15 protein-coding genes are annotated in these 18,616 nt (G+C 60.4%); 4 read left to right on the plus strand and 11 right to left on the minus strand.

The annotated features are described in order from the left end of the window. Positions 1-85: 85 nt before the first annotated feature. The 4 genes from B0G74_RS36065 to B0G74_RS36080 all read right to left on the minus strand — a co-directional run bounded on the left by B0G74_RS36065 (position 86) and on the right by B0G74_RS36080 (position 5,244). The gene (locus B0G74_RS36065; RefSeq protein WP_132381144.1) at positions 86-1,216 is read right to left on the minus strand and encodes a 2-aminoethylphosphonate--pyruvate transaminase; all 1,131 of its coding nucleotides are present in this window, start codon (positions 1,214-1,216) and stop codon (positions 86-88) included. A 35-nt stretch (positions 1,217-1,251) separates the two neighbouring features. Next, positions 1,252-2,979 carry a putative 2-aminoethylphosphonate ABC transporter permease subunit gene (locus B0G74_RS36070; protein ID WP_132381146.1) on the minus strand — a complete coding sequence of 576 codons (1,728 nt, stop codon included), beginning with the start codon at positions 2,977-2,979 and terminating at the stop codon, positions 1,252-1,254. Then, on the minus strand, positions 2,976-4,067 hold the full coding sequence (locus B0G74_RS36075) for a putative 2-aminoethylphosphonate ABC transporter ATP-binding protein (protein ID WP_132381148.1): 1,092 nt from the start codon (positions 4,065-4,067) through the stop codon (positions 2,976-2,978). Before B0G74_RS36075 ends, B0G74_RS36070 begins: the two co-directional genes overlap by 4 nt. Positions 4,068-4,188: 121 nt before the next feature. Further along, complete coding sequence (locus tag B0G74_RS36080; protein WP_132381150.1) at positions 4,189-5,244, minus strand: putative 2-aminoethylphosphonate ABC transporter substrate-binding protein; 1,056 nt, start codon at positions 5,242-5,244, stop codon at positions 4,189-4,191. Between the two features lie 227 nt (positions 5,245-5,471). Between B0G74_RS36080 and phnA the strand changes: the two genes are divergently transcribed. Both phnA and phnY read left to right on the plus strand, forming a co-directional pair. Further along, complete coding sequence (phnA, locus tag B0G74_RS36085) at positions 5,472-6,707, plus strand: phosphonoacetate hydrolase (RefSeq protein WP_132381152.1); 1,236 nt, start codon at positions 5,472-5,474, stop codon at positions 6,705-6,707. A 14-nt stretch (positions 6,708-6,721) separates the two neighbouring features. Further along, positions 6,722-8,176 carry a phosphonoacetaldehyde dehydrogenase gene (gene phnY / locus B0G74_RS36090; RefSeq protein WP_132381154.1) on the plus strand — a complete coding sequence of 485 codons (1,455 nt, stop codon included), beginning with the start codon at positions 6,722-6,724 and terminating at the stop codon, positions 8,174-8,176. Positions 8,177-8,277: 101 nt separating this feature from the next. Here phnY and B0G74_RS45995 read toward each other — a convergent pair whose 3' ends face one another. Beyond that, complete coding sequence (locus B0G74_RS45995; RefSeq protein ID WP_165923996.1) at positions 8,278-8,421, minus strand: hypothetical protein; 144 nt, start codon at positions 8,419-8,421, stop codon at positions 8,278-8,280. Positions 8,422-9,406: 985 nt separating this feature from the next. Between B0G74_RS45995 and B0G74_RS36095 the strand changes: the two genes are divergently transcribed. Next, on the plus strand, positions 9,407-9,625 hold the full coding sequence (locus B0G74_RS36095; RefSeq protein WP_132381156.1) for a hypothetical protein: 219 nt from the start codon (positions 9,407-9,409) through the stop codon (positions 9,623-9,625). 83 nt (positions 9,626-9,708) lie between these two features. Here B0G74_RS36095 and B0G74_RS36100 read toward each other — a convergent pair whose 3' ends face one another. Then, positions 9,709-10,155, minus strand: coding sequence for a VOC family protein (locus tag B0G74_RS36100; protein WP_132381158.1), 447 nt, complete (start codon positions 10,153-10,155; stop codon positions 9,709-9,711). A 945-nt stretch (positions 10,156-11,100) separates the two neighbouring features. Here B0G74_RS36100 and B0G74_RS36105 point away from each other — a divergent pair. Then, the gene (locus tag B0G74_RS36105) at positions 11,101-13,314 is read left to right on the plus strand and encodes a glycoside hydrolase family 3 C-terminal domain-containing protein (RefSeq protein ID WP_132381160.1); all 2,214 of its coding nucleotides are present in this window, start codon (positions 11,101-11,103) and stop codon (positions 13,312-13,314) included. A 256-nt stretch (positions 13,315-13,570) separates the two neighbouring features. Here B0G74_RS36105 and B0G74_RS47130 read toward each other — a convergent pair whose 3' ends face one another. The 5 genes from B0G74_RS47130 to B0G74_RS36125 form a co-directional block, all read right to left on the minus strand. Next, on the minus strand, positions 13,571-14,206 hold the full coding sequence (locus B0G74_RS47130; RefSeq protein ID WP_243658472.1) for a TolC family protein: 636 nt from the start codon (positions 14,204-14,206) through the stop codon (positions 13,571-13,573). Next, positions 14,089-15,054, minus strand: coding sequence for a TolC family protein (locus B0G74_RS47135; RefSeq protein ID WP_243658473.1), 966 nt, complete (start codon positions 15,052-15,054; stop codon positions 14,089-14,091). The genes B0G74_RS47130 and B0G74_RS47135 overlap by 118 nt, the downstream gene beginning before the upstream one ends. Continuing rightward, positions 15,047-16,780 carry an FUSC family protein gene (locus B0G74_RS36115; RefSeq protein ID WP_165923997.1) on the minus strand — a complete coding sequence of 578 codons (1,734 nt, stop codon included), beginning with the start codon at positions 16,778-16,780 and terminating at the stop codon, positions 15,047-15,049. Before B0G74_RS36115 ends, B0G74_RS47135 begins: the two co-directional genes overlap by 8 nt. A gap of 335 nt (positions 16,781-17,115) precedes the next feature. Continuing rightward, a complete protein-coding gene (mdtN, locus tag B0G74_RS36120) occupies positions 17,116-18,171 on the minus strand; it encodes a multidrug transporter subunit MdtN (protein WP_132381164.1) in 1,056 nt (351 codons plus the stop codon). Positions 18,172-18,193: 22 nt separating this feature from the next. Beyond that, a complete protein-coding gene (locus B0G74_RS36125) occupies positions 18,194-18,580 on the minus strand; it encodes a YtcA family lipoprotein (RefSeq protein ID WP_243658474.1) in 387 nt (128 codons plus the stop codon). Positions 18,581-18,616 lie beyond the last annotated feature (36 nt).

Below are 18,616 nucleotides of genomic sequence, written 5' to 3' on the forward strand. Positions count from 1 at the left end.
CATTGGATACAACGGTTTGACTCCGGGCACGAAGTCGGAGGCTTCTTCGCGATTCACGCGCAAGGAAGCCTCCGCGTCGGCTCGTTCAGGCCAACGCTTTCGCGGACACCCGCGTGATTCCCATCGCTTTCAGCGTGTCGGCAATCGCTGCGACCGCGCCCGGAATTCCGGACTCGCCGAAGTGTCCAATACAGCCGACGCGGAATGTTTCCAGCTGTGTCAGCTTGCCCGGGTAAAGAATGTATCCGCGCTTTTTCACTTCCGTGTAGAAAGTCTTGAAGTCGTAGTTAGGATCGTCGGGAGCATGAAACGTGACAATGATCGGCGCCTGGATCGACGGATCGAGAAAGGTCCGAAAACCGAGTTCGGCCATACCTTCGATGAGCGCCCGGCAATTGCTTGCATAGCGGCCACCACGCGCTTCGAGGCCGCCCTCTTCCACGTATTGCGCAATGGCCTGATCGAGTGCCGCCACGACGTGCGTGGGCGGCGTAAAGCGCCATTGTGTCGTGCGGTTCACGTAGACCCACTGGTCATATAGATCCATCGCGAGCGAAGGGCTGTTGCCCTCGCAGCGCTCCAGGACACTGCGGCGAATGATCACGAATCCCATGCCGGGCACGCCCTCCAGACATTTTCCGGAAGCGGCCACGACGGCGTCGAACGGGGTTCGGCGCGTGTCGATGTCGATTGCGCCGAAAGAACTCATCGCGTCGATGATCAGACTACGTCCATGCTTCGCGACAACCTCGGCGATCTCGTGGAGCGGATTGAGCACCCCTGCGCCTGTTTCGCAATGCACGAGCGCGACGTGCGTGATGCCCGGATCAGCCGCCAGCGTGCGATCGACGTCGATCGCTTTGACCTGCGTGTCTTCAGGATAGTCGATGGTCTGGTGACGACGACCGAGCGCCCGGCAAATCTTCGCGATGCGCTGGCAATACGCGCCGTTGTTCGGCACTAGCACGAGACCGTCGCGCGGGACCAGCGTGCCGATCGCGGCTTCGACGGAGAAAGTGCCGCTACCTTGCAACGGTACGCATTCATGCGTGTCTTCGCCATGCACGATACGCAGCGTCTGCTGGCGGATACGGGCGGTGATCTGATTGAAGTCGCCGTCCCACGATCCCCAGTCACGCAGCATTGCCTGACGCGTGCGCTCGGAAGTCGTGAGAGGACCGGGTGTAAGCAGAATGGGTGCGGACGGCAGATTCACGGTGGCTCCTTGTAGATTCTGATAGAAGATTTGTTTCAGGCGCGGCGGGATGTGCGCCATGCCTGGGTTCTACGCAACACGCCATGCGACACGCCGGCAAACAGCAGGCACGCGAATGCCGCCGTCACGAGGACCAGCGTGGCCATCGCCGCGGCCGGTCCGATCTGTCCAGCGTCGTCGAGATTGAGAATGGCAACCGAGGCCGGTTGCGTGTCCGGTGAATAAAGGAACGCGACCGCCGACACCGTCGTCATACCGTTGACGAACAGATAGCGCGCGATCTGCAGGATCGATGGCAGGCACACCGGCACGGTGACACGCAAAAACGTCTTGTAGAAAGGCACTTTCAAGGATGCCGAGACCGCCTCGAACTCGTTGTCGATCTGACGAAGCGCAGTGACCGCCGTCAGGTGACTCGACGAGTAGTAGTGCACAACCGTGACGATCGCGAGCAACGCGAGCGTGCCGTACAGGCCGTTCAAAGGATTGGCAGGCGAGTTGAACAGAAAGATGTAGCTGATACCGAGCACGAGTCCCGGCACGCCCATCGGCAGAATCGCGCACAGATTGATAAAGCCCCGCAACCAGCGCGGCCCACGCGTCTTCTCGACGAGATACGCGCCGCCGAACACGATGACGGTGCCGCCAATCGCAACGCAAGCGGCCATTTTCAGGCTGTTCTTGTACGCATCGAAAATCCCCGCGCCGATCAGCCCCATCTTGTAGTGCTGCAAGCCGAGGCTCATCTGATACGGCCAGAACTTCACGAACGAGGCGAACACCGAAATACCGACCACCGCCAGCAGCAAACCGCAAACAATGCCGCAATAGCCGAGCATCGCCATGTCGAATCCACGCGCGGGTTTCGGCTGATAAGGCGTGGAGCGCGCGCCGAGTTGCGATTGCTGCTTGCGCCGAATGAAGAAGTCGACGGCGAACGCAACCAGCGCCGGACAGAGCAGAAGCAGGCTGACCACCGCGCTTCGGTTGAAGTCCTGCAAGCCGATGATGAGCTTGTAGATGTCGGTGGAGAGCACCGAATAGGGTCCGCCGATGACGACCGGCACGCCGAAGTCGTTGATGCAGATCGTGAATGACACCATCGTCGCGCTGATCAACCCGTACTTCGCGCCCGGCAACGTAATCGTGAAGAACTTGCGCGCGCGGCGTGTGCCCATCGCGTCCGCGGCCTCATAGAGACGGCCATCGGATAACGACAGTGCCGTCACGAGAATCATCAGCACATGAGGAAATGCGGCATAGACCAGACTGCAGACGATCCCCGGCAGCCCGTAGATGGAATGGCCTTGCAGCAACGGTTTCAGAATGCCCGAGTTGCCGAACCAGTAGATGAACGACACCGCGGAGAGCAACGTCGGCGCGAGCAGCGGCAGTAGCGCAATCGTGCGGACGGCGTTATTCATCGGCATGCATGAACGGGTTAGCGCGTACGCGAACGTGAAAGCCATGGGAATCACGATTGCCGTCACCAGGCATGCGACCGTGACCGAATGCAAGGTCGATGTCCATACGCCTGAATCCACCAGATAGCCCGTGAAATTGGCCATTCCAACAAAGTGACCGTCCGCATCGACGAAACATTTGCCGACGACCAGAGCAAGCGGCAATAGCAGAAACACGCCGAGGAACGCGGACATCAGTACGAGCGCCAACTGCGCGACACGGTCATGCCAATGGCTTTTCTGGCGTACCTCGGCGTGACTTTCGTCGCCGCTGCGACGCTCTATCAGAACGGCACTCATTGAAGTCGCTCCTTCGCGGCGGAAAACACGCACACGTGTTCGCGGCTGATGGCCAGATTGAAGCGCGCGCCTGCCCGCAGACTCGTGCGATGCATTTCATGAAACGACAGATCCGCGACGATCTCCTGCTCGCCTAGTCCATCCACCTTGAAGCTGACCCGGCAGAACGCGCCGAGAAATTCCAGCTTCTCCACGGAGGCCGGTAGCAGATTGTCTGCCGTACTACCCGGCGCGCTGATATGAATGTCTTCCGGGCGCACGAAAGCCGAGACCTTCGAACCGAGCAGTGCTCGCTCCGTTCCGCACCCGTAGCGCAGCGCGATGGCGCCGGCTTTGAGACTGCCGTCGCGCGTCACCTCGGCGGGAATCAGGTTGACCTTGCCAATGAAGTCGGCAACGAACGGCGACGCCGGTTCGCGATAGATTTCGTGTGGCGTGCCGATCTGCTCGATCACGCCATGATTCATCACCACGATCCGATCGGCCATGGAAAGCGCTTCTTCCTGGTCGTGCGTGACCATGATCGTGGTCACGCCGAGCCGCTGCTGTAACTGGCGGATTTCCTGACGCAACCGCACACGCACGCGCGCATCCAGCGCCGAGAGCGGCTCGTCGAGCAGAAGCAAGCCCGGCGACGTGGCCAGCGCGCGCGCCAACGCGATACGCTGCTGCTGGCCACCCGATAGCTGGTTCGGATGTTTGCGCTGCACGTCGGGCAAGCCCACCAGCGCGAGCAGCTCGTTCACCCGATCGGCGATCGCCGCGCGCTTCATCTTGCGATTCACGAGACCATAGGCCACGTTGTCGAAGATGGTCAGGTTCGGGAACAGCGCATACGACTGAAAGACGATGCCATAGTCGCGAAGCTGCGGCGGGAGCCGCGAAATATCGCGGCCGGCCTGCATGATCTGGCCGGCGCTCTGCGTTTCCAGTCCGGCGATGATACGCAGCAAAGTGGTCTTGCCACATCCCGACGGCCCGAGGAAGCAGAGCATTTCGCCCTTCTTCACGCCAAGATTGATGTCCTCCAGAACCGGCGTGTCGTTGAACCGTTTGTAAACGCTCTGCACGCTCAAATACGCTGTCATATGCTCCTCCGCTTGCCCTGCCTGCATGGCGGCGATGCACCGCCGAGCGCTGCTTCACCGTATCGATTGGGACGCGCGCGCGGCGCGCCCGGCATTCGTCAAGACCCGGCTGAGTCCGCCCTCACTTCTGCTCCTTGCTGCCGTAGCGCTTCTGCCAGTCGCCGAGAATCGCGTCGCGGTTCTTCGCCGACCACGTGAAATCGTTCTTCACCAGAAGTTCCGAATAGTTTTCAGGTATGCCGGAGAGCTTCTTCGCGACACCGGGGTAGGCAACGATCGCCCACCATTGCGCGGTAATTTCATTGGCTTCCTTGCTGGCCATGAAGTCCGCGAGCTTTTTGGCCGCGTCCGGCTGCTTGGTGGTCTTCATGATGCCGGTCGCTTCCATATCCCAGCCGAGCCCTTCCTTCGGGAAGATCAGGTCGATGGGCGCGCCCTGGGCCTGCAGCTCGTGTCCACGGAATTCGAACGAGATACCGATCGGAAACTCGCCGGTGCCCGCCAGCGTGCAGGGCTTCGATCCCGAGTGGACGTATTGCGCGACGTTTTTGTCCAGCGCGTCCATGTACTTCCAGCCTTTGTCGTCGCCGAACGTTTGCAGCCATGACGTCACGTCCAGATAACCCGTGCCGGACGACACCGGGCTCGGCATCACGATCATCCCTTTGTAGACGGGCTTAGTCAGGTCTTCCCACGAAGTCGGCTTAGGCAGGTGGCGCTTTTCCGCTTCGACGCGGTTGTAGCAGACTGTCGCGCCCCAGACGTCCATGCCCACCCAGTGCGGCGGCGTGTTGGCGTCGCTGTATTTGCGCGTCAGGCTGTCGAAGCCCTTCGGCGCGTACGGCATCAGCATTCCCTGCAGATCGAGCAGCGTGAGACTGGATGCCGCGAGTCCGAGCACCACGTCGGCGCGCGGATTGCTCTTTTCGGCAAGCAGCTTGGCGGTGACAGCGCCGGTCGAATCGCGCACCCAGCGGATTTCGATATCTGGATTGGCTTTTTCGAAAGCGTCCTTATACGGCTTCATGGCCTCGTCCTCGAGCGCCGTATAGACGAGCAACTGTGTTTTCGCATGCGCGAACTGAACCGCGCCGAGCGTGACGGCGGCGGCAACGAGCCAACGCAGCGCCACGTTCAGACGATTGCTGCAACCGTTCAACCCCTGCTTTTCCTTCATTTCCAGACCCCTTGAGAAAGTGGCGTCGCGGCCAGCGACGAAAACGACCGGTGCTGCGGGACTACTGCCTGTTGCGAGCTTCGTGACGACTGCTTTTTGTGGACTCGAGAATGTTGTCTGTTGTTGACAATCTACAAAGCATCAATTTTAATGTCAAGTATTGCCACACTTTGCCACATAACGCCTCATCCACAACACCCGACTTACCCTAACCCAGAGGACACGTCATGAGCGAAACACCGGTTACCATCGAAGTGAACGGCCGCAGCTACAACTGGATGCATCGACCCGTCGTCGTGGTCTGTGTGGACGGCTGCGCATATGAATATCTGGAGATGGCGGCAGCGGCGGGCGTTGCGCCGTTTCTCGGCAAACTGCTGGATTCCGGCACTGCGCTCAAGGGTGAGTGTGTCGTGCCGAGCTTCACGAACCCGAACAATCTGTCGATCGTGACCGGCGTGCCGCCCGCTGTGCATGGCATTAGCGGCAACTACTTTTTCGATCGCGACAGCGGCACGGAGGTGTTGATGAACGACCCGAAGTACCTCGTCGCTCCGACCGTGCTGGCCGGTTTCGCCGAAAAGGGTGCGCACGTCGCGGTGGTCACCGCAAAAGACAAACTGCGCCGCCTGCTAGGTAAAGATCTCGCGGGCGTGTGCTTCTCGGCGGAGAAAGCCGACGAGGCGACGATCGAGGAAAACGGCATCGACAATCTGCTGGAGTTGGTCGGCAAGCCGGTGCCGAGCGTGTATAGCGCCGAGCTGTCGGAATTCGTCTTCGCGGCCGGTGTGCGCCTGCTCGAAACCCGCGCAATCGACCTGATGTATCTGTCGACCACCGACTACGTCCAGCACAAATGCGCGCCGGGCACAGCCGGTGCGAACGCGTTCTACCAGATGATGGACGGCTATCTGCGACGGCTCGACGAGCTGGGGGCGATTCTCGCGATCACGGCCGATCACGGCATGAACGCGAAGCACAACGAAGACGGCGAGCCCAACGTGATCTATCTTCAGGAACGCTTTGACGAGTGGCTCGGCAACGACGCCGCCCGCGTGATCCTGCCGATCACCGACCCGTACGTCGTGCACCACGGCGCGCTTGGATCGTTCGCGACCGTCTACCTGCCCCCTTCAGCCGATATCGAAGAGATGCGCCGACGGCTTGCCGCAGAGCCCGGCATCGAACTGGTGCTGACGGGCGCCGAAGGCTGCGCACGTTTCGAGCTGCCTCCCGCGCGCATGGGCGATCTCATCGTGATCTCGACACGCGATGTGGTGCTCGGCACCCGGCGCATCAAACACGATCTGTCCGGCCTCGACGTGCCGCTGCGCTCGCATGGCGGCCTTGCCGAACAGATCGTGCCGCTTCTGTTCAACCAGCCGGTCGCGAAGTCGGTCGCCCAGCGCGCACGGCTGCGCAACTTCGACATCATCGACATCGCACTCAATCACCTTCAATGACCGGGGAAACGGAAATGAACGCCATTGCGGAAACGAAAACTCAATTGCAGGTGCGTCATGAAGCGCTGCGCATCGGCGGCGAAAAAATCTTTCGCGACGAAGTGATCGAAGTGCGCAACCCATACGACGGCACGCTTGTCGGCACGGTGCCGAAAGCCACGCTAGAGGACGTGCGTCATGCGTTCGAATTCGCTCGCGCGTATCGTCCCGCGCTGACCCGGTATGAGCGCGCCGCGATCCTGAGGCGCGCAGCCGATGCAGTGCGCGCGCGCACGGAAGAGATCGCGGCCCTTATCACGGCGGAGGCCGGCCTGTGCTGGAAGGATTCGACCTATGAGGCCGGCCGCGTGGCCGACGTGCTGGTGTTCGGCGCCGGCGAGGTGCTGAAAGACGATGGTCAGATTTTTTCTTGCGACCTCACACCTCACGGGAAGAAGCGGCGTGTCTACACGCAAAGGGACCCGCTGCTCGGTGTGATCTCCGCGATTACGCCGTTCAACCACCCGATGAATCAGGTCGCGCACAAGATCGTACCGTCGATTGCGACGAACAATCGCATCGTGGTCAAACCATCGGAGAAAGTGCCGCTGTCCTGCTATCTGCTTGCGGACATTCTCTATGAAGCCGGTTTGCCCGTGCAGATGCTCCAGGTGTTGACGGGCGACCCTCGCGTCATCGCCGACGAGTTGATCACAAACCCCGCGATCGATCTCATTACCTTTACCGGCGGCGTCTCGATCGGCAAATCGATCGCCTCGCGCATGGGCTACCGTCGCGCGGTGCTCGAACTCGGCGGAAATGATCCGATCATTGTGATGGAGGACGCCGATCTCGACGAAGCCAGTTCACTCGCCGTGTCGGGCTCTTATAAGAATTCGGGCCAACGCTGCACGGCAATCAAGCGCATGCTGGTCCACGAGGCGGTCGCCGATCGCTTCACCGACCTCGTCGTGGACAAGACTCGCGCGTGGAGATATGGCAATCCGGCGGATAGTTCGGTGGACATGGGAACGGTCATCGACGAGGCTGCCGCGCAGTTCTGCGAACGCCAGGTCAACGACGCGTTGTCGCGCGGCGCCCGACTGCTCGCGGGCAATCGTCGCGATGGCGCGCTTTATTCACCGACCGTCGTCGATCGTGTCACGCCCGATATGCCACTCGTCAAACACGAGACATTCGGCCCCGTGTCGCCGATCATGCGTTTTTCCAATATCGACGAAGCGATCCGCATGTCCAACTGCACCGACTACGCGCTGTCGTCGTCGGTCTGCACGAACCGCTTCGATTACATTACGCGGTTCATCACCGAATTGGAGGTGGGGAGTGTGAACGTGCGCGAAGTGCCGGGTTACCGGCTCGAGCTCACCCCGTTCGGCGGCGTAAAGGATTCGGGGCTCGGCTACAAGGAAGGCGTGCAGGAGGCGATGAAGAGTTTTACCAATACGAAGACCTACTCCTTGCCATGGTGAGTGCGAAACGCTAATGCGTCTCTCGTGACGAACTGTCTCTGCGCGCTGCGGACTACGAATATCGGTCGCTGCGGGCAGGGACATTAATTGATTCTGGAGGCTTAGGCAGACTGAGACACCGACATGGTGGCGATCAAGGTCGGGCCGCCGATCCGCGCCTGGATTGTCGCATGCTTGCAGGCGCGCGGCGATGCGATCAGCGCATCCATCTGCTCGCGCGAAGGGATCGCCTTGAGTGCGCTCAAGGCGTACTTCCGCGAATTCGTGACGCCGCGGTTTTCGTTGGCAAGCGAGACAGCGGGACTGATGCTGTCCTCCGCAATGACATCGATGCACCGCCAATGATTCCCGCGTTCGTAGCTTGAATCATCGGCATGGAGCGATTCCCTACGCCGTATCCGTCGGCAACCGATTCGATGGTTTTTCCAACCCGAGCCGAGCGGCTATGTCTCGTAGTTCAAATCACAGGTGCCACGGCCACCACACTAGATCGAATTATTCTCGGGTCGTCGCTCCCCAGCTTCCCGATTCTCCGTCACGACTCGGCGAACTGCTTCCAAAAGGTCAGGGCGCGCCTCTGGGTCGGGGACTTCGATCAGCTTGCGTGGAGCCTTGGCGTGGGGCTTCAGCGTCACACCGTCAAGTTTTTGCGGCGCAGTCATAGTTCGTCTCCGGCTTCGATCACAGCTAATTCGGACGGCAGGCTCAGTCTTGCTTCTGGTTTCCGAAAATCACGCCTTCGGATCTTTACTGACTGGGGAATTGTGGACTCCGTGAGTCGCGCGTCTCCAGGCTTCGTCGGCGCGTTGCTGGGCCGATCTCACGGTATATGCGACCCCTTGCTTGCCTTTCGGAGCTGGCGAAAACGTCGAAGTCAGACCGGAAAATGTCCGGCGGACGGTCTTGCTGACCATGGCGCGCTCCGCGTTTGTGTCGGAATGGTAAGTCTAGGCCTTTACGCGCAACTCGCGATACTGTACGTTTACACAGTGCTTTGGCGAGTCCACTATGGACGAGAGAACGCCTCAAGCGAAACCGCGCCCGCACTTCACGTTGCGCCAAGGGAGTCCGCGTCGATCCACTACGCCCTTAAGAGAGTGCTAATGGGAATCAGGGAAGCTCGCCGGATTATCCGCAGCCTTTGGCATCAGCAACGAGAGTCAGGCGCACTGGAGTCGGTGGAGCGTGTCCAGTACGAAGAGGATGCGTTCATCCGTCGGGAGGATTGAAATGACCGATGAGTTGCGACGGCAACTCCGCGAAGTTGAGCAAGCCTTGGTGGCGCTTGAAGGCGTGATTGCAGTGCGACGAGAGTACATCTCGCTGCTTCAGCGTTTGGGATCTCGTGAGAAGGAGCTCGCGTCCCTCGACGCGCTTTTGACCGCCTGGTCACGTCTGCAGTCGCAGCGAGACTGCCTTGCCGCCGCTATCGCCAGTGGGGCCCGGTGATTAGCGTTGGGGAATGTCCAGGTCGCATGTCGATTGATATCGATTGCGGTTGAGCGCAAGGCAATGGCATGCGCGCCCCAGGGTTAGGCGCCATGCCCGAGCTCTTGAGCGAGCCCGATGAGGATTCCTTCGGGGCCCCGGATGTAGCAGAGCCGATACGTGTTTTCGTACCGGGTCACTTTGCCGACGAGTTCCGCCCCGCGTTTACCGAGACGGGCGAGCGTATCGTCGATGTCCTCCACGGTAAACATGACGCGTAAGTAACCAAGGGCGTTCACCGGGGTGCGACGGTGATCGGCGACCACAGGTGGCGCAAGGAAGCGGGACAGCTCGAGCCGGCTGTGACCGTCCGGCGTACGCATCATGGCAATTTCGACACGCATGCCGCGCAATCCAGTGACGCCATCTGCCCAGTCTCCTTCGATTGGGGCGCGCCCCTCCAGCTCAAGGCCAAGTTCAATAAAAAACTCAATGGCGGCATCGATGTCTTCAACCACGATGCCGACGTTGTCCATACGCTTCACCGTCATGATGTCTCCTTGGCGCCTGGCTCAAGCGCCGATCGTAATGCGTCGTCAGCAGAAACCTGTCGCCAATATCGATGTTGCGACGGTTTCCACAACTCCAATACACATCGTAGGGCTCGTTGTTATTGACACGGTAGATACCATCCGCGTGGTCTACCCAAGTCCGCCTTTTTGGATTACAAGAGAAGAGATATGCAGCCATGCCTTATGACCTGTGTTTTAATTTACCGTTTTACACGTTTTAATTACGAAGGCAAAGGATCAATCTATCGTCCGCACTTTCGTGTGCATTGTCCCTCGAACTATGACGACATGCCTCACGCCAGATTTAGCATCGCCTTTATGCCAAATGCGGCCCCAGACCGAATCTCCATCTCCGATTCATATGCACGTCTGCTTATCTCGACGACAGCATATTGCTATTCAAAGTTACGGTGTATGTATGCCTTGGTTAGCCCGTCCAGCGTATTTTCACCCGACGCGAACTTTCGCAACTCGTCCAACCCCAAGCCGCCCTGACGCGTGACTTGTCAGCCGTTCGATGATTTCATTCATTTCGAATCTTCAAAGTCAACGGAATAAGGCGTCTCCGCTCATAACCTTCGCCGTCGCATTCCTCTTCCCTAAGTCTCAATCACTACTTGTCGTGCTGAATGCATTGGGCTTTGTGCGTTTAACGCATTTAATCCCCAATAATTTTTAACGGCGACCATCATTCAGCATAAAAACGCATCGTATTAGTAAAAGTACTGATGCTGTAGTCAGACTACATTCCTACATTACTCAGCACGGAGAGTCGCTACAGTCAATCAGATGGTCCCGATTTCGTTCGGGCCGGCAAACGTTTGCGCAGCCACCCTGCGTCGCCAGCCTTCGTGTCCGGTATGAACCTATCGGACTCGCTCCGCTTCCGCATTCCAACAAAAGCAGAATCTCGGAGAGACAGATATGCAGAAGAAAATATGGCCAGCGGTCGCGTTAGCGGCCGCCGTGTGCGTCGCGGCCCGTGCGGATGTACTCGACTTTCCACTCGATTTCGCGCCCACTTCAAGTGCGGTGAACGCGTTCGGATCGGCGGCCGCGCATCGGCGCGCCGACACCCTCGTCAGCAAGATGACGCTCGACGAAAAGCTGCAGTTCATTCATTCGGAATACGCAATGTCCGCCGTGCCGGGAGGCGGTGCGGGCTTCATTCAAGGGGTACCGCGCCTCGGCATTCCCGACCTGAACATGGTCGACTCCGCGACGGGCTCCGGCAGCACATCGCAGGCCAGCGCGACCTTCCCGGCAACGATCGCACTTGCGGCAAGCTGGGACCGCCGCCTGTCTTCCAATTTCGGCAGACAGGTTGCGATAGAACTGCGTGCACAGGGCTTCGGAATGGGACTTGGCGGGGGCACGAATCTCGCGCGCGAGCCGCGCGGCGGCCGGCTGTTCGAGTACCTCGGCGAAGATCCGGTGCTCGCCGGCGAGATGCTCGCCGAGCGCACTGACGGCACGCAGCGCGAGAAGGTCATCGCCACGATCAAGCACTACGCCGGCAATGAGCAGGAACATAACCGGGGGGGCGGCAATAGCCAGATCGACGAGCGCACGTTGCGCGAACTCTATCTATTGCCGTTTGAAATTGCCGCAAGACGCGCGCAGCCGGGCAGCGTGATGTGCAGCTATAACCGGCTCAACGGCGACTATGCGTGCGAGAACGCGCATCTGCTCAACGACGTGCTGAAGAACGATTGGCACTTTGAAGGACAGGTCCAGTCGGATTGGGGGGCGACGCATAGCACGGCGAACGCGATCAACGCCGGCCTCGACGAGGAAGAGGACGTCGGTTCCACCGTCTATCTGACACCCACGGCAGTTCGACAGGCGATCGCGAGCGGCTCGGTTTCGACCGCGCGCCTCGACGACATGGTGCGACGCAAGCTGTACGTGATGATCCGCATCGGCGTGATGGACGATCCTCCCAAGGGCGGCGCCACGATCGACTTCGCTGGCGCGAACGCATTCGTGCAAGCGGTCTCCGAGCAGTCGATGGTGCTGCTCAAGAACGACAACAACCAGTTGCCGCTCTCCGCGGCCTCGCTTTCACGGATTGCGGTGATCGGCGGACACGCTGATGCGGCGGTGCTGACCGGCGGCGGGTCAGGCAACACACGTGATCCGGTCACGGGGGCATTCGCGGGTTGTGGCGGCTTGACGTTCGGCACATCGACCGGGTGCAGTTGGTGGACCAATCCGTGGCTGAAGCTGAACACGCCCATTGTTGCGGCGATTCGCGCGCTCGCGCCATCGGCGCAGGTGAGCTTTGCCGGCAACAGCGATCAGCAGACTCCCTTCCGTGCATACACTCAACAGGAGATCAACCAGGCTGCGGCGCTCGCGGCCCGCTCGGATGTCGCAATTGTCGTCGTAGCGCAGCCGGCGGGTGAAGACTTTGGCGATTTGCAAAGCCTGAGCCTTGCGAATCCGTCGAACCAGGATGCGCTTGTCGACGCGGTCGCGCACGCCAATCCCCGCACGATCGTGGTCGTGGAAAGCGGCAATCCGGTGCTGATGCCGTGGAAGGATCGCGTGGCGGCGATCGTGGAAGCCTGGTATCCGGGTGAAGGCGGCGGCAATGCGATCGCGAACGTGCTGTTCGGTAAGGTCAATCCTTCCGGCAAGCTGCCCGTCACGTTCCCCGTGCGTGACCAGGATACGCCGACGTGGGGACAAAGCGGCGCGTTCGAGCCGGATCCCGTCTACGCGGAGAAGCTGAACATGGGCTACCGCTGGTACGACGCGAAAAACATCACGCCGATGTTCGAGTTCGGTTACGGGCTGTCGTACACGCATTTCTCGTACTCGGGGCTATCCGTCAAACATCGTCCTGACGGCGCGATCGACGTGTCGTTCACGGTGCGCAACGACGGCCGCATGGCGGGCGCGGAAGTGCCGCAGGTTTATCTCGGCGTGCCCTACCGCGACGAGCCGCCGCGACGTCTCGTCGGCTGGGAGAAAATCGGCCTGAACCCCGGCGAAGCACGCCACGTTCGCGTCACGGTCACGCCGCGCATGCAGAGCGTGTGGGACACGTCGCGCAATGGCTGGCGATATGTGCCGGGAGGGACCGTGTACGTCGGAGCGTCGTCGCGTGACATTCGGCTGCAAGGGAGCTGAAACTCGTACTCCCGTCACGAATCTGGGCGCATGCTGTTCCGCGCCTGGGAACATGGGCTGACCCGCTCGCCAGCAGGAGTTGGCGAGCGGCGCGCGGGCCGTCAACGATTTGGCTCACAGTGCCAAACGACCGTTCTTGGTTCACCATGACAAATTTCGACTCGAACCCGACACGGGACGGGACGGGACGGGACGGGACGGGACGGGCAACGAACCTGTCATCCGTGAGCGAGAGAACCCGCGCGGCTCATCGCGATTATGACTGCGCGTCGACTGCCGCCTGATAACCACCGCCCAGCGTCTTCGTGAGCGCAATGGACGTCTGAAGACTCTGGCCCGTCAGTTCAAGCAACGCAAGTTGTTCCTGAATCGCCGACTCGCGCGCCTCTTCCACCTGCAGCCTGTCGACAAGTCCGCGCCCATAGCGGGCCGATGCGCTGTCGAAAACAAACCGCACGTCCTGGAGCTTTTTCTGCTGCATCGCGGTCCGTTCACTCAGGTCTTTCAACGCACTTCCGTTTTGCGCCACATCCCGGACGGCATTCAGTACGGCCTGGTTATATTGCAGAATGGTGGCGTTGCTCGATGCACGCTCGCCGCCAAGCGACGCGTTCAGACGGCCGCTGTCGAACACCGGCAGATATAGGCCTGGTGCGATATTGATCTGCTGGCTTGCATGAAGAAAAAGTTGAGACAGGTCCAACGCGTTGAAGCCGAAGAACGCCTTGATATCGAAGCTCGGATAGAACGCCGCCTTTGCTGCGTCCACGCGTTTCAAAGATGAAACGACATACCAATGCAACGCCTGCAAATCAGGGCGGCGCGCAAGCAGTTGAAAGCCGAGACTGTCCGGAACGCCCGTCGCAACAATGGGCAGAGGCCGCGACGCCAAATTGCCGAGCCCCCCGAATCCGCGCCTATCAGCGCGCGAAGCGACTCCCGCCCGTTCGTCACCTGCTCGGATGTCTGCGCGATCTGCTGATCCACCGTCAGAAGCTTCGCTTCTGCCTGTTTGGCCGTCGTGTCGGGCTCGAGTCCGCGTGCGAATCGCGAACGTTGCGCATCGACTTCGATCGAGATCGCGTCTCTTTGCTGTTTGAGCAGATCGATCTCGGAGCGCGCGGTTTGCACGACGTAGTAGATTCGCGCGATGTCTGTCGAAAGCTCGAGCGCCACTTCCGCTTCCTCCGCCTTTTGCGCGTTCTGGACCCCCACGGCCGCCGCAATCTCTGCCCGGTGCCGCCCCCAGATGTCCAGGTCCCACGCGCCGTCGAAACCGACCAATCCCGTCGTATACCAGGGACCATTCGCGCCGATCGCCGGATCGGACCCCGCGTATGCGCTCAGGAATCCATGAGATGAGACACGCTCGCGGTCGATGGCTCCAGTCGCGGCGAGTTGCGGCCCGGCTGCCGCCACCGCCAGTTCTGCCTGCGCATGAGCCTGCGCCACACGTTGGCGTGCGAGTGCCATCGTCGGAGACGCCACCAGAGCACGGTCGATGAGGGCAGTCAGTTGCGGGTCGTCGTACTGAAGCCACCATTTGTCGGACGGCCAGTCGCCGGTGGGCAAATCGAGCTTCGGCGAAAGCTGCACCCGAGCCGCCTCGACCTGCGGAACGGCACCGCTGTCGTGAAGAATCAACGCACAGCCGCTGAGCAGTGCGGCACAAGCGATGGCGCAGCATCCTGATTGCAAGGCACCACGGCCACGCCACACGGCGAACATCGCATCATTCATGGTGTGTGCCTGCTCGAAGCGTTAATGGGTAGGAGCTATCGTTCTCCAACCAGTCCGGCAAGTTCGATACCGCTCGCAGAACACGGTTGATTTCGTCGCCCAGCTCCGCCTCGCGGCCACCAACGCCGTCAGCGTCAACATGTCGTGCCAACACGCGGGGAGTTCTGGCGGAAGGTTCCGGCGCCGTCAGTCCGGCTGCATATTGCTCGATGGCGGAGACAGCATTGGAAGCGGAATCGCACACAGCAACACGGGCACGCGCCGAAAGCCGAGTCCTGGTAACATCGAACGCACTTCGAAAGGCATCGGCCGCCAGCAACAGTTCACGGGCACCTGCAAGCACCGAATTCGCGCGAAGCGTGACGCGCTCTTCTTCGCCTTCACGCCAGGTCGGTTCGAGCGCCACGCGCAAGAGCATACCTTCGCAGTCGCTGAGCGCGGCCCACGCGGCCATTCGTTGCTTGCCGATTGTTGTCTGATCTTCCGTCGACTGCCCCAACGCAAGGAGTTTCGCTATCGACGCGAGACTGGTCGAAAGCCTCCGTCTGAGCAAGGTCGCCTCGCCTTCCGGCCAGATGCACACCTGCACGAAGGTCGCGACAGCAATGCCGAGGAAGATGCCGACCATGCGATCCCGAACCTCGGTCAGGTCATACGTCGGGGCGAATTGTTCGAGGAATGCCAGCGAAAACGTGAACATCAATTGCACGCCCGCGTAGCTGATGCGTTCAGAACCTGCTGCTATCCACGCGCCTGTGAACAGGACGGGCACAACGACCACGAGCAGCGCTGCGATACCGTCAATCTGCGGAAGAATGAAAACGATCTCGAAGAGCGCAAGCAGGCTTCCAGACACGGCTCCCCAGAAGCGCAGCATGGACCGCCGGCCCGACGCACCAAGACTGGGTTGGGCCACGACGAGGCACGTCAGCATTACCGTATGAACGCCCTGCCATCCGGCCGCGTTGTAGAAGACATAGCACACGAGCACGGCCAGCAAGGTCTTGAGCGAAAACTGGACGTAGACAGGGTTGCTCAAAGCGTCGGACGCGACTATGGGCTGGCCAGGCGGCATGTGCATCGCGTCGGCCTGCGCGACCTTGAACGCATCAAGCTCCAGGAACGTACGTCGCATCGCCAGCAACGCCCAGGGCATGCCGGCGGTAGACGCCTCGCGTGCGGCAAGCGGAAGTAAAAACGGTTCGTCTCTTTTGATCGAATCGACCAATGCCGCGCACCCGTCGCCCAGGGAGACCACGCCCATCGCAAGAGGCCCCGAGTTGCCCGACAGCGGGCGCAGGTTCGATGCAGCCATGTATAGATTCGACACGGCCGTCACGGTCGCGAGATCACGCGCCTCAGCAAGCGCGTTTCGCTTGCCACGCATCGCGGTAAATCTCAGCAGCTTTTGCAGCGAAGTCGTGGCGGCTTCCATGTCGAGCGCTTTTAATGGAGGAAGCGCGGATGCACCGTCGCGCAGCGCGTCCAGTCTCGCCTGCACCGCAGCGAGCTCCGACACCATCATCCGGCGCAGCTGTTGGCGGGGCTCCATCGGCAGCAGTAGCGTATTGATGACCAATGTGAGAGCAATCGGGTAGCACACGGCAACCCACACCCATAGCGTCTCGCGGACAATCCCTTCGGCGTTCTGCGTTACGTCGACGAACGTCTGCACGTAAATGACGATGAGGGCCGCGATAAAGAAAACGATGCCGAACTGGAACACGCGCATCGCATACACGCAACAGAAAAAAATATGATGCTGGCGACTACAATCCGCAATAGCGGATAGTCGAACGTCCATTTAAGCAATAGCACTGTGCAGCCAGTCGCGAGCGTAATGCCCACGAAAAACAGAATGCCGATCATGCGTGTGATGACGACGTTCGACTGGGTCACGTAAAACACCACAATGAGTGACAGGGCAAGGTACGGCACCTGAAGCGTCATCGACGCTACGATCACGACGGCCGCACTGGCGATGCAACGCAAGGCGACGTTCATCCGGCCGGGAAATGGCGACAGCCCGTCGCGCAGGAACAGGAGCAATTGACTCATCTGTCAGCTCGCGGTGCGCGGGTCACGCTGGCCGGCCGGGTGAAACGTCGCGACCGCGGAAGTACCGACGCGAAAGAGGCCCGGGTCCGGGGCCGCGACGAGAATCTTCACTGGAAAACGCTGTGATACATGGACCCAGTTGATACTGCGCTGCACTTGCGGCAGACCTTGAGCAAGACTCCCGCCGTCTTCAGGCGACACACCAAATCCGACCGAATCAACTTTCCCCTGAAAATGCCTTGATGCGTTGCTCATCAGATAAACGGTAGCCAGCGTGCCGGGGTGAACTTTCGCGAGCTCCGTCTCGCGCAGATTCGCGACGACATACCAATGAGTCGTGTCGATCAAGGTGAACACGGGCGCAGAGGCGGATGCGAACTGTCCGCGCGTGGTGCGAAGCGACACAACGACACCGTCGAACGGTGCCCGGACCGTTGCGTATTCCAGGTTCAGCTCAGCAGAGGCGATTTCCGCCTGCACGACCGAGCGCTGGGCTTGCAGCGCATCCACCCCGCTGACGGCAGCCATCGCCTCGCGCGCCTGAAGTTCGGCCGACGCGAGTTCCGCTGCGGTGCTTTGCGCCGAAGTCCGCGCCCGGTCCAGCTCATCCGCCGACACATAACCCTTTTCCACCAGCGGCTCCATCCGCTGCAATGTGTCCGCGGCCTGCTTCGCGGCGGACCGCGCCCGCTCGACGTTTGCGCGCGCAGCCGATGCGTTCAGTACCTGTGCGTTGACCGACCTTTGCGTCAGCATGATCTGTTCGTCCAGTTGTACGAGCGACGCACGGGCCTTATCGAGTGCATCCTGAAAGGGGCGCCGATCCAGTTCGAAAAGAAGATCGCCTTTTTTCACTCGCTGGTTGTCACGCACTGCGAGCGTCACGATCCGCCCCGATACTTCGGGGACTACGTTGATCGTATCCGCGTACACGTAGGCGTCGTCGGTTCGGGGTTCGGTATCCGCACGCCAGACCACCACGATCCCCAACACGATCGCGAACAGCAATAGAAGACCCGTCAACAGCTTCATCTTTGGTTTTTGAGCGCTCTCTGCCATGTGTTCCCACTCCCGATAGACGTCAGAAGAACAGCAACCAGCCAGCGAATGCCAGCAGCGCGACAAGTGCCGGATAAGCAATTGCTGGCGGGTCGAGCCACTCGTCGAGCGACGCGCGCACTAACAACAGGCGGATCAGGACTGTCACCGCGACTGCACCGACAATGCAAAAAAGCCAATCGGGAAAATACGCACCCAGCACATTCAGCGATGGAGACCTGGTGCAACCTTGCAAAAGGAGCACCACCCAGATCGCCTGCGCGAGATGCGATCTGTGAGCGGCGCTGATGCGACGACGTCTACCTTTCTGTCTACCTACCATCACTGGCATCACCGTTGTGTTCAGGGAGGGATACGCGATCGCTTCTCCACCGGGTGTGAACCGTGTCGCGAGCGGGGGCGAAAGCATGACGACGTGGTCGCAGCATACGTGCCGACAAAATCA

The sequence above is a fragment of the Paraburkholderia sp. BL9I2N2 genome (genome assembly GCF_004339745.1).
GTDB lineage: Bacteria > Pseudomonadota > Gammaproteobacteria > Burkholderiales > Burkholderiaceae > Paraburkholderia.